This is a genomic window from Citrobacter koseri ATCC BAA-895 (genome assembly GCF_000018045.1).
GTDB lineage: Bacteria > Pseudomonadota > Gammaproteobacteria > Enterobacterales > Enterobacteriaceae > Citrobacter_B > Citrobacter_B koseri.
Genome location: NC_009792.1, coordinates 1,257,968 through 1,270,528, shown reverse-complemented (window position 1 = coordinate 1,270,528; position 12,561 = coordinate 1,257,968). Strand labels below are relative to the sequence as shown.

The 12,561-nt window shown below is 58.1% G+C and carries 6 protein-coding genes; 2 read left to right on the top strand and 4 right to left on the bottom strand.

Annotation, left to right across the window (positions count from 1 at the left end):
• Positions 1–190: 190 nt before the first annotated feature.
• Positions 191–1,582: a NarK family nitrate/nitrite MFS transporter gene (locus CKO_RS05600; RefSeq protein WP_024130296.1), complete on the bottom strand. Its 1,392-nt coding sequence runs from the start codon at positions 1,580–1,582 to the stop codon at positions 191–193.
• Between the two features lie 359 nt (positions 1,583–1,941).
• Between CKO_RS05600 and narX the strand changes: the two genes are divergently transcribed.
• Positions 1,942–3,738, top strand: a complete 1,797-nt coding sequence (gene narX / locus CKO_RS05590; RefSeq protein WP_012132180.1) for a nitrate/nitrite two-component system sensor histidine kinase NarX — start codon at positions 1,942–1,944, stop codon at positions 3,736–3,738.
• A complete protein-coding gene (gene narL / locus CKO_RS05585; RefSeq protein WP_012132179.1) occupies positions 3,731–4,381 on the top strand; it encodes a two-component system response regulator NarL in 651 nt (216 codons plus the stop codon). The genes narX and narL overlap by 8 nt, the downstream gene beginning before the upstream one ends.
• Here the strand turns inward: narL and CKO_RS05580 are convergent, their stop codons facing one another.
• From CKO_RS05580 to nirB, 3 genes are all read right to left on the bottom strand, one after another.
• Positions 4,382–5,788 (bottom strand): YchO/YchP family invasin, encoded by a 1,407-nt coding sequence (locus tag CKO_RS05580; RefSeq protein WP_024130295.1) that lies wholly within the window; start codon positions 5,786–5,788, stop codon positions 4,382–4,384.
• 94 nt (positions 5,789–5,882) lie between these two features.
• On the bottom strand, positions 5,883–8,495 hold the full coding sequence (locus CKO_RS05575) for a nitrate reductase (RefSeq protein ID WP_012132177.1): 2,613 nt from the start codon (positions 8,493–8,495) through the stop codon (positions 5,883–5,885).
• Positions 8,492–12,559: a nitrite reductase large subunit NirB gene (gene nirB, locus CKO_RS05570; RefSeq protein WP_012132176.1), complete on the bottom strand. Its 4,068-nt coding sequence runs from the start codon at positions 12,557–12,559 to the stop codon at positions 8,492–8,494. Before nirB ends, CKO_RS05575 begins: the two co-directional genes overlap by 4 nt.
• Positions 12,560–12,561: the final 2 nt, after the last annotated feature.

Sequence of the window (12,561 nt, the reverse complement as noted above, 5' to 3'; positions counted from 1 at the left end):
ATTCATCCATTATGTAAATGTTAAATTCTTTATAAGTGGGTATTAAGGGGTATGCCCCCTGCAAGGCATAAATGAACGCTGTTCTGACAAACCGGCGCTGTTTATTTATAAATAAGTATGTTGTAACTAAAAACAGACAAAAAAAAGCGCGGTCTAACGCCGCGCAATGGATAATCAAACAATTACTTTTTTATTTTTTAGAATGACGTCCGTATACCGCCCAGGTGATGACTACGCAGGCGATATAGAAAATCAGGAACACTTTCATCGCATCGACCGGTGAGCCGGTTAATGCCAGAGATGTCCCGAATGCTTTCGGAATAAAGAAACCGCCGATTGCGCCAATCGCAGAGATAAAGCCCAATGCGGCTGCGGTATCGGTCGCGGCTTCACGCAGCGCTTTCTCTTCAGAACCCCCTTCCGCTTTAACCCTGTCCATCGTCAGCTTGCGGAAAATAACGGAGATCATCTGGAAAGTAGACCCACTGCCCAGCCCGGCAGTCAGGAACAGCGCCAGGAAGACAACGAAGAAGGCGATAAAGCTGCCGCCCTGGCCGTTAGAAGGCAAGGTCAGGAACAGTAAGGCGCTGAAAATCGCCATCAGCACAAAGTTAACCAGCGTCACCCGCGTTCCGCCCAGACGGTCGGAAATTGCCCCGCCCGCAGAACGGGCCAGCGCGCCGATTAACGGGCCGAAGAAGGCATAATGCAGGATCTGTACTTCCGGGAACTGTGTTTTAGACAGCATCGCAAACCCGGCGGAGAAGCCGATGAATGAACCGAACGTCGCCAGATACAGCAGGCTCATCATCCACAGGTGCCCACGTTTAAGTACCGGCAACTGATCTTTCAGCGAAGCCTTCGAGGTCGCCAGCTCATTCATACCGAACCAGGCGGCCAGGGTGAAAATGGCCAGGAACGGCACCCAAATCCAGGCGGCGTTCGCCAGATACAGCTGCGAACCGTCCGGCTGTTCCACACCGTGACTGCCAAATACGGCAAAGACAGACAACGAGACCACCAGCGGCGCGACCAGTTGCATAACGCTCACGCCCATGTTGCCTAAACCGCCGTTCAGACCCAGCGCGCCGCCCTGTTTCTGTTTTGGAAAGAAGAAGCTGATGTTAGCCATGCTGGAGGCAAAGTTCGCGCCGGCAAAACCGCACAGCAGAGAAATCAGAATAAAGGTGCTAAACGGCGTGGAGGTATCCTGCACGGCAAAACCTAACCATACGCAAGGAATGACCAGAATCCCGGTGCTGAACGCCGTCCAGCGGCGGCCGCCAAACAGAGGAACCATAAAGGAGTATGGCACACGCAGTAATGCGCCAGAAACAGACGGCAAGGCGGTCAGCATGAACAGCTGATCGGTGGTGAAGTTAAAACCGACCTTCGGTAAATTCACCGCGACAGCGCTGAATAACATCCATACACAAAACGCCAGCAGCAAACAGGGGACGGAAATCCACAGGTTGCGGCTGGCAACACGATGACCACGCTGTTCCCAGAAAGCGGGATCTTCCGGCCGCCATTCTGTGATTACAGCTCCAGATGCCCTTTCGGGGGCAGATGAGTGACTCATAGACACCTCTGTTACTCGATTCGATGTCTGCCACATTAGGGTTTACAGCCGGGGGTAAGTTGATATAAATCAAAGGAAAAGCCGTCATTATTCGCGGCTAAAAATTATCATGCCCCTTAGTGAGTAGGCTTTGTCGACAAAAAAGATGTGGTTTTTCACGGTGCTGTATAACCCTACCCCCCGGCTTCGCGATCCCCTCCCACCACCAGCAATTAAGAGGTAACTCGTTATAGGTATGGGTATACTCCAGGGTATGGCTGAGAATAACGTCACTGTCGAAACGCCCCTCGGTGAGCATCCCGGCAGAATCGTCATTCATTAAGGTTTCCTGAGCAGGAAGCCTGAAGGAAGAAGTCTACATGTTTAAACGTTGTCTCTCTCCACTCACGCTGGTCAACCAACTGGCGCTTATTGTTCTCCTGTCCACCGCTATCGGTGTGGCGGGCATGGCTATCTCTGGCTGGCTGGTTCAGGGCGTACAAGGCAGCGCCCATGCGATCAACAAGGCCGGTTCGCTGCGTATGCAGAGCTATCGTCTGCTGGCAGCAGTGCCGCTGAGCGCCCACGACCAAAAGCTGCTGGATGAGATGAAACAGACGGCGTTCAGCCCTGAACTGACCCGCGCTGCGGAACGCGACGGGCAACAAGAGCAGCTTCGCGCGCTACAGGACTACTGGCATACGGAACTGGCGCCAGGGCTGCAACGCGCGCAGGACAGAAACGCCGTTGCCGGCGATGTTATGCGTTTTGTCACCGGTCTGGATCGGTTAGTCACCGCCTTTGATCACACGACCGAGCTGCGCATTGAGCGCGTGGTGATGGTGCATCGGTTAATGGCCATCTTTATGGCGCTGCTGTTCGTCTTTACGATCATCTGGCTACGAGCGCGCCTGCTGCAACCGTGGAAACAACTGCTTTCGATGGCGCGAGCCGTCAGCCAGCGCGACTTCACCCAGCGGGCGCATATCAGCGGGCGCAATGAGATGGCGATGTTAGGCTCAGCGCTCAACAACATGTCAGAAGAGCTGGCCGAAAGTTACGCCGTACTGGAACAACGCGTGCAGGAAAAGACAGCCGGGCTGGAGCATAAAAACCAGATCCTCTCATTCCTGTGGCAGGCCAACCGCCGCCTGCATTCCCAGGTGCCGCTGTGCGAGCGCCTCTCCCCGGTGCTGAACGGCCTGCAAAACCTGACGCTGCTGCACGATATTGAACTGCGGGTTTATGACCTGGAAGATGAAGATAATCATCAGGAGTTCACCTGCCAGTCCGACAGCAGTTGTGATGACAAAGGGTGCCACCTCTGCCCGCGCGGCGCGCTGCCCGCGATCAACGGCGGCACCACGCTGAAATGGCGACTTACCGATGCCCATACGCAATACGGCATTCTGCTGGCGACGCTGCCGCACGGGCGCCATCTGAGTCACGATCAGCAGCAGATGATTGATACGCTAGTCGAGCAATTGACCGCTACGCTGGCGCTGGACAGAAATCAGGGACGCCAGCAACAGTTGATTGTGATGGAAGAGCGTGCCACCATTGCCCGCGAACTTCATGATTCTATTGCACAATCGCTCTCCTGCATGAAGATGCAGGTCAGCTGTCTGCAAATGCAGGGCGCGACGTTGCCGGAAAGCAGCCGCGAGTTGCTCAGCCAGATCCGCAACGAACTGAATACCTCCTGGGTACAGCTACGTGAACTGTTGACCACCTTCCGGTTACAGTTGACCGAACCCGGCCTGCGGCCTGCGCTGGAGGCGAGCTGTCAGGAATATAGCGCCCGATTTGGTTTTACGGTGAAGCTGGATTATCAGCTCCCGCCGCGACGGGTGCCGTCGCATCAGGCTATCCACCTGTTGCAAATTGCCCGCGAAGCGTTAAGTAACGCCCTCAAGCATTCCCATGCCGATGAGGTGGCCGTCGCCGTGGTGCAAAATGGCAATCAGGTCAAACTGACAGTAAAAGACAACGGCTGCGGCGTACCAGAAAACGCCGAGCGCAGTAACCATTATGGCATGATTATTATGCGTGACCGCGCGCAGAGCCTGCGTGGCGATTGTCGTGTACGCCGTCGTGAGACGGGCGGTACGGAAGTTGCTGTCACCTTTATTCCCGAAACAAACTTCACAGAAGTCCAAGGAGATACCCATGAGTAATCAGGAACCGGCTACCATCCTGCTGATCGACGATCATCCGATGTTACGGACCGGTGTTAAACAGCTTGTCAGCATGGCGCCCGATATTAGCGTGATCGGCGAAGCCAGTAATGGCGAGCAGGGTATTGAGCTGGCAGAGTCTCTTGATCCCGATCTGATCCTGCTGGATCTGAACATGCCGGGCATGAACGGTCTGGAAACCCTGGATAAGCTGCGTGAGAAATCACTGTCAGGCCGTATCGTGGTATTCAGCGTGTCCAATCATGAAGAAGACGTGGTGACGGCGCTGAAGCGCGGCGCAGACGGCTATCTGTTAAAAGATATGGAGCCGGAAGATCTGCTGAAAGCCTTACAGCAAGCGGCCGCTGGCGAAATGGTGCTGAGCGAAGCGTTAACGCCGGTTCTGGCCGCCAGCCTGCGGGCAAACCGCGCGACCTCTGACCGCGACGTGACCCAACTGACGCCGCGCGAACGCGATATCCTGAAGCTGATCGCCCAGGGGCTGCCGAATAAAATGATCGCCCGCCGCCTGGATATCACCGAGAGTACGGTCAAAGTGCATGTGAAACATATGCTGAAGAAGATGAAGCTGAAGTCACGCGTCGAAGCGGCGGTATGGGTGCATCAGGAACGCATCTTCTGATTACTCCTCCGGGAGCAGCTTCCAGCGCGGATCGTTATCGGGCATCGCCATAAACGGTTCAGTCAGTGATAGCGTGATCTCATTGGAGGAGACACGCTGGCCCTGCTCATCTTCAACAACGACCGACAGCCGCCAGCGATTTGTCGCCCCTTCGCTGCTGTCCCAGGCCGGCATGATAATGGTCCAGCCCTCTGCGCTGTCCGCCTTCGCTCCTGCCGTCAGACTCAGCGCCTGCGTATCGCCCTGCCATGTTACATGACGAACGCCATGCCGACTGCGAATCTGCACCTTCAGCGGCACCGTCTCGCCAGGCTGGAGATCCCACGGCGGCGTCGCCAGAAAAACAGTGAGCGTTTTACGCTGACGGTACTCCATCGTCGGGAGATTATTGCGCTGTGGGTTGTCATAGCGACTGCCGCGCAACGACTGACTCTCCGCCACCTCGCTGGCCGACAGCTGTTTGTTCAGCGGCACGCCAAAACGGTAGTTCAGGTTCAACCCCAGATTATTCTGGCTCACCCCGCTCTCGCCCTGTTTATGTTGCGCCGTCACCGTCACCAGCGGCACCGGCGTGTAATTAAGCCCCAGTTTTACCGCTACCGGATTATGGTATCCCGTGCCTGAGTCGAACAGATCCACCCGTTCGCCGAAATACTGTTCCACGCTGACGCTGGTGTTGAGGTGTTGATAAAACGGCATACGCATCTGCGCAGTAACATCGTAGCCGCGCGCCATACGCTGCTCTAAGGCGGTGGTCTGTTCATGCCAGGAAGCGAAAGGCTGGTAGTAATTGGCGGATAATCGCAGGTATTCGCCCCACGCTTCCGCGCCAAATCCTGCCCGTTGCAGATTTTCATCCAGCAGGTTGTCATAAAAAGTGTTGTACCCTAACAGCCAGCCGTCGCGCGCCCAGCGTTGGCCGATGCCGACATTACTGACCAGGCCATCGTCCTGCTGAGTCAGCCCGAGTTGACTCCAGGTCAGATACCGCGTGTTGTCCTGCCAGGGAATAAACCAGCCCCCACGACTACCGGTAAAGCTCCCTTCGTTATCAATCCTGAGATCGACACTCGCATTCCCCCAGGGCGAAAGCCAGGACTCCAGTTGATGATTCACCTGTTCACTCACGGCGTCCCGCACCTGGCCAAACGCAAACTGACGCGCCTGCTCGCCGGTATCCAGCCCATTGTCGGTCATGCTCGCTTCGCCAAAGGCTTTCACCATCTCAGCAAACTGTTTTTCACCTTCGTGTGACTCAGGCGTCATGCCCAAATCAGGCAAACCATCCTGGTTGTTATCGAAGGGATTTTCCGCCTGTTGAATAAACGAGGATTGCGCGCTGGCAGTACCGCCTGCCAGCAGCAAGAGTATGCAAAGGGAAAGAGGGCGATAAACAATACGGCTCAAATTGTCAGCTGCTTTTACATTAAACGAATGAAATCTCACACTTAACTAAAACCATAACGTTTCCATCCGCGTTTTGCAGCCCTTTATCGCATTTTCAGGAGAATCCCAGGCTTCCGGCGGATGCCGTTTGCGCCAGCAGCGCTTTCAGCTCCGGTACACATGAGCCGCAGTTGGTGCCGCAGCGTAATGTTTTGCCCAGCGCCTGAACGGAGTCGCACCCTTGTGCGATAGCCTGCTGAATAGCACACTCCCCCACGCTAAAGCAGCTACAGATAATGCGTCCCTGGTCGGGCATCCCGCCGCCCGGTTTGCCACTCAACAGGCCATGCCGTTCAGGGGCGTTTTCCGGCGGATGGCGGAACGCGGCAATCACCGCCGCATCGTCTGTTTCGGGTTTTATCGCATCTGACCAGAACCCCAGCATTAATTGTCCCGCCTGCCAGGCCAGAATATTCAGCCCCTGCGGCGTCTGCGCGGTCTGCAATTGCCAGTGCTGTTCGCGGCACATCGCCAGCAACCAGTCGCGATCGTCACGATCGCTTGCGAGAGTGAAACGCGCCACGCCTTCCGCCGCTTTACGCCACCAGTGAACAAAAGGAGGAAAGGTTATCTCTTCGCGGATGAACAGCTCCCCCTGCCAGCGCGGCTGCCACGGCGTGATGCGTACCGCCGTTTGTTTACTCTCCGGCTGCCCTGATTGAGGATCGCAGACGGGCGCGACCAGCGCATTCACCCTTCCCTGCCGGGCAAAGCGATTATTCCAGTGCATCGGCGTAAACGCCGTCCCTTCCCGCAAGCCGGCCTGAATCACCACTCTGGCGACCATTACCCCACGCGAAGAGCTGATACGGCCAAATGCGCCATCCACCAGGTGGAAACGGGCGGCATCGGACGGTGAAACCTCAACAATCGGTTCGCTAATGTGCTGCATAAGCCGAACCACCGTTCCGGTTCGGGTCATGGTGTGCCACTGATCGCGCAGGCGACCGCTGTTTAAAATAAGCGGATAGAGCGCGTCACAGCGCGTTCTCATGCCCTCCGGTTCAACGGGCACCAGCCGCAGACGCTTATTGCGATGCCAGCCGCGAGCCAGGTCCAGCGCTCCGTGGTGACGGCTGACTGGCCAGCGGACAGGCGCCATTTCATCCCACGCCGCGCGGTTCAGATCCGCCAGCGCGCCAATATCAAACGCGCGGTCGCCGTCATTCTCAAACCCCGACAGCGCAGCGTGTTCCCGAAAGACATCCCACGCATCCTGCCAGGCGAATGCCTCGCCAAAGCCAAGTTGTTTTGCCATCTGCGCGACAATCCACCAGTCTGCTCTGGCCTCGCCGGGGGCGGTTAAAAATGCGCGCTGACGCGAGATGCGCCGTTCAGAGTTGGTGACGGTGCCGTTTTTCTCCCCCCAGGCCAGCGCCGGAAACCGGATATGCGCCAGTCGACTGGTATCGGTATCGGCCACCACCTCCGAGACAATGACCAACGGGCAGGCAGACAGCGCCTGACAGACGGCATGAGTGTCCGGCAGCGATACCGCCGGATTCGTGCCCATGATCCACACCGCCTTCACCTCGCCGCGCGCGATAGCGTCGAACAGATCCACCGCCATCAGCCCTGGCGTCTGCGCCAGCCGCTCCGTGCCCCAGAAACGGGCAACCCGCGACAGATCCTGCGGCTCAAAATTCATGTGCGCCGCCAGCTGTGTCGCCAGCCCGCCGACTTCACGCCCTCCCATCGCATTTGGCTGTCCGGTCAGCGAAAAAGGCCCGCAGCCTTCCCGCCCGTATTTACCGCTGGCAAGGTGTACATTAATGATCGCGTTACATTTATCACTGCCGCTGGCGGACTGGTTAATCCCCATCGTGTAAAGGGTGATTGCGCGCGGCGCGGTCAGAAAGCCATCATAAAACCGGCGGATTTCCGCGGGTTCCAGACCACAAAATTGCGCGACTCGCTCAACAGGCCAGCGGCTGGCGCGGGCAAACGCCGCCTGCGCATCATCAAAATCGACGTCATATTCGCCGCTTGTCGCGATGGCGTGCAGCAGCCCGACAAACAGCCCGCCATCGCTGCCGGGCGTCAGGGCAAGGTGCATATCCGCAATATCACAGGTGGCGGTGCGCCGGGGATCAATCACCACCACTTTCATGGACGGGTTCTCTTTTCGCGCCTGCACCAGGCGCTGATAGAGCACCGGATGCGTCCACGCCGCGTTCGAGCCGACCAGAATCACCAGATCGCTGCGCTCTATATCTTCGTAGCTGCATGGCACCACATCCGCGCCAAACGCGCGTTTGTAGCCCGTAACGGCTGACGACATGCACAGGCGCGAATTGGTATCGATATTGGCCGCACCGATGAATCCCTTCATCAGCTTATTCGCCGCATAGTAGTCTTCCGTCAGCAGTTGTCCCGAGGCGTAGAAAGCCACCGACGCAGGGCCATATTGCGCGATGATACTGCGCAGGCGCTCGCCCGCCGTGTTCAGCGCCTGCTGCCAGCTTACCGTTTCACCGTTAACCTGCGGATGTAATAACCGTCCGGTCAGGCCGGTGGTTTCCCCCAGCGCGGCGCCTTTCACACACAGTCGCCCAAAATTGGCCGGGTGATCGGGATCGCCCTGAACCGTGACGCCCTGTTCGCTGACGCGGGCGATCACTCCACAGCCGACGCCGCAGTAAGGGCACGTTGTCCGGGTTTCATTCATGACGCCTCCGCGCGCAGCAGTAGTGCCTGATTCCCGACCCATACCTTGCCCGCTTCGACTTTCACCGGCCAGGCGCGCACAACGGGCTCACCGCTGTCATACTGCCGACCATCGCGCAGGCGAATACGCTGTTTGTAGAGCGGCGAAATGACAACGGGCTCACCGCCGGCATCCCCCAGAATTCCCCGGGAAAGCACGTTTGCGTCGCTGCCGGGTTCATGGTTATCAAGGGCGTAAATCGTCTGACCAAAGCGGAACAGCGCAATTTGCAGGTTGCCTAAACGGGCGCCAATGCCCGCCTGCTCGGGGATCTCCTCCAGTTGACAAACCTCCTGCCAGGGTTTTGTCGGCAGGATGGTTCTCGCTGGCGCCGCCGGTTTCGCCAGCTGCGGTTGCCCACGTAGCATCTGGCGCGCTACGGCTTCATCCGGTTCGTCGCCGTTCACGCTGGCGCGGAACAGCGCCAGACGCTGCGGATCGTTCAGCGTGGTTTGCCATTCACACTGGTATGTTTCCACAATCCGCGCCATCTCCTGTTCAAGCTCGTCGCCGATACCCAGGCTGTCGTGTATAACCACCTCGCGCAGATAGTCGATGCCCCCTTCAAGATTATCCATCCAGGTGCTGGTGCGTTGCAGGCGATCGGCGGTACGGATATAGAACATCAGGAAGCGATCCACGAATTTAATCAGCGTGGCGTCATCCAGATCGCTGGCGAACAGATCCGCATGACGCGGCTTCATACCGCCGTTTCCGCAGACATACAGGTTCCAGCCCTTATCGGTGGCGATCACGCCAACGTCTTTCCCCTGCGCTTCGGCACACTCGCGAGTACAGCCGGAGACCGCCATTTTGATTTTGTGCGGGGCGCGCAGTCCCTTGTAGCGGTTCTCCAGCGTGACGGCCAGACCGGTTGAATCCTGAACGCCATAGCGACACCAGGTTGATCCGACGCAGGATTTCACCGTGCGCAACGACTTCCCGTAGGCGTGCCCGGTTTCAAAACCGGCGGTAACCAGATCGCGCCAGATATCCGGCAGTTGTTCGAGGCGCGCGCCAAACAAGTCGATACGCTGCCCGCCGGTAATTTTGCTGTAGAGCTGATAACGTTTGGCGATTTCGCCAATGGCGATCAGCCCATCCGGCGTCACCTCGCCTGCCGCCATACGCGGTACGACGGAATACGAACCGTCTTTCTGGATATTGGCAAAATAACGATCGTTGGTGTCCTGCAACGGCAGATGCGCAGGTTTTAGCAGATACTCATTCCAGCAGGAGGCCAGCACCGAGCCCACCAGCGGTTTGCAAATCTCACAACCATGCCCGCGACCATAGCGGCTAATCAGTTGCTCAAAGGTGTGGATGCGGTTCACCCGCACCAGGTGGTAAATCTCCTGTCGCGAGTACGCAAAGTGTTCGCAGATATCCTTTTTAACCTCCACGCCCTGTGCCGCCAGTTGGAACTCCATCACCTGTTTCACCAGCGCGCTGCACCCACCGCAGCCGGTTGCCGCTTTGGTGCATTGCTTGATTGCGCCCATCTCCGTTGCGCCCGCGCTGACCGCCTGGCAAATGTCTGCCTTGCTGACGTTATGACAAGAGCATATTTGTGCGCTGTCCGGTAATGCCGCAACGCCCAACGCTTTCGGCGCGCTGCCCGCCAGTGCAGGTAAAATCAGCGATTCCGGCTGCCCAGGCAGCGCCATACCGTTAAGCATCATTTGCAATAACGTGGCGTAATCCGCCGCATCACCCACCAGCACGCCGCCCAGCAGTGTCTTGCCGTCCGCGCTGACCACAATTTTTTTGTAGATTTGCTCCGGGCCATGCGTCCACTGATAGCTTTGCGCGCCTGGCGTGCGCCCCTGCGCATCGCCGAACGAGGCCACATCCACTCCCAGCAATTTGAGTTTGGTGCTCATATCCGCCCCGCTGAACGCCGCATCTTCACCGGCCAGCTGCGCTGCCGCCACGCGCGCCATCTGGTAGCCCGGCGCAACCAGCCCAAACACCCTGCCGTCCCAGAGCGCACATTCACCGATGGCAAAAACATCCGCGTCAGAGGTCAGACAGTGGTTATCAATACACACCCCGCCGCGTTCTCCGATACGAAGTCCGGCGCCGCGCGCCAGCGCATCCTGCGGGCGAATACCGGCAGAAAACACCACCATATCCGTCTCCAGACGCTCACTATCCGTAAACACCAACTGTAACCCTTGCGGGGTGGAGACAATTTCCGCAGTGGATTTCGAGGTATGCACGCTCACGCCCAGCGCCTCGATTTTTTCGCGCAGCATCGCCGCGCCAGCGTTATCAAGCTGAACCGCCATTAACGATGGCGCGAACTCGACAACATGCGTCTCCAGCCCTAATTGCCGCAAGGCGTTCGCCGCCTCCAGCCCCAACAGCCCGCCGCCAATCACCACCCCACGGCGAGAGTGTTTTGCCTTCGCGGCAATCGCATCCAGATCGTCCAGCGTGCGATAGACGAAACACGCCGCTGAATCACCGCCTTTCACCGGCGGAACAAAGGGATATGATCCGGTTGCCAGCACCAGTTTATCCCAGTGCGTTTCATGTCCGCTGGCGGTGCGAATAACGCGGGCATCCCGATCGATCGCCGTAACGCATTGCGACAACCGCAGCTCAATACCGTGGCGGGCAAAAAAATCGCCTTCCACCAGCGAGAGCGATTCTGCGCTGCGCCCGGCGAAATACTCCGACAGATGAACGCGGTCATAGGCGGCATAACGCTCTTCGCCAAAGACCACAATCTGATAGTCAAGATGCAAATTGCGGCTAACGCATTGCTCAAGAAAATGGTGGCCAACCATACCGTGTCCAACAACAGCCAACGTGGGTTTTGTCATAGTCACCTGTCCTGCAGCCGCAGGCTGCGTATCAAATCTGTCGAATAACCAGTCAGGATTCGCCGACGCAGCCTGCGCCAGCAAATCAGTCAACGGCGCGGCGCTGCGGCAATCGCCCATCAGCAGCACCCCCTGTAACCGTCCATTGCGGATCAGCAGACGACGGTAATGGCCGCTCAGCGGGTCAAATGTGCGCAGCAGGTCATCACCCGCCGTGGCGTTTACCTCCCCGGCGCTGAACAGATCGATACCCGTCACCTTCAGACGCGTACCGCTGTCCTGCCAGTGAAAATCAGCGCCGGGGGTTCCCGCCAGGCGGGCCGCCAGCACCTCCGCGTGCGCCAGACAGGGCGCGACCAGCCCCCAGGTCTGCCCGTCGATTTCACAGCACTCGCCTATCGCGCTGATCCCCGCCACCGCCGTGCGCAGTTGCCCGTCCACCACAATTCCACGCTGACAGAGCACCCCGCTTGCCTGCGCCAGCGCCGTATTGGGTTTTACGCCAGTGGCAATCACCACGCGCGTTGCAGACAGCACGCAACCGTTCGTCAACGTGACGTCATCAGGCGTAATCCTGTCGATACCGGACGACAGCACGCAGTCAATCCCGCGTGCGTTAAGGTGTTCCGCCAGCAGTTCCCCGGCCTGCTCATCAAGCTGTTGCTCCATGAACCGATTGCCGCGATGAATTAACGTGACATTGTCACCTTTTAGTCGCAGCGCGGCAGCCGCCTCGACGCCAAGCACACCGCCGCCCAGCACGGCAACCGGCCCGCAGCCATGCAGGATGCTGTCCACATCGTTAATCGTGCGAAAAGCATGCACATGGGGTAAATTAGCGCCGGGGATCGGCGGAATAAACGGAACCGAGCCGGTGGCAAACACCAGCGCATCCCACGCCAGCGTTCGACCGGTGGTGGTGGCGGTACGCGCTATCGCGTCAACGGCGATGACGGTTTCCCCCGTCAGCACCGTGACGCCGTGGCGCTGATACCACTCAGGCGGATGCAGCAGCGTCTGCGCAAAGCGCTTTTCGCCGCCCAGTACGGGCGAAAGCTGAATGCGGTTATACGCATGCTGCGGTTCTTCCCCCACCACGGTTATCGTGAAGGCCTGCGGCGCCTGCGCCAACAGCGCCTCCACCAGACGGGTGGCAGCCATTCCATTGCCGATAATGACCAGTCGCTGCGTCATAC

Excerpts from the sequence above, each read along its gene's own strand:
- CKO_RS05600 (WP_024130296.1), bottom strand. The coding sequence starts at position 1,582 with ATGAGTCACTCATCTGCCCCCGAAAGGGCATCTGGAGCTGTAATCACA.
- narX (WP_012132180.1), top strand. The coding sequence starts at position 1,942 with ATGTTTAAACGTTGTCTCTCTCCACTCACGCTGGTCAACCAACTGGCG.
- narL (WP_012132179.1), top strand. The coding sequence starts at position 3,731 with ATGAGTAATCAGGAACCGGCTACCATCCTGCTGATCGACGATCATCCG.
- CKO_RS05575 (WP_012132177.1), bottom strand. The coding sequence starts at position 8,495 with ATGAATGAAACCCGGACAACGTGCCCTTACTGCGGCGTCGGCTGTGGA.
- nirB (WP_012132176.1), bottom strand. The coding sequence starts at position 12,559 with ATGACGCAGCGACTGGTCATTATCGGCAATGGAATGGCTGCCACCCGT.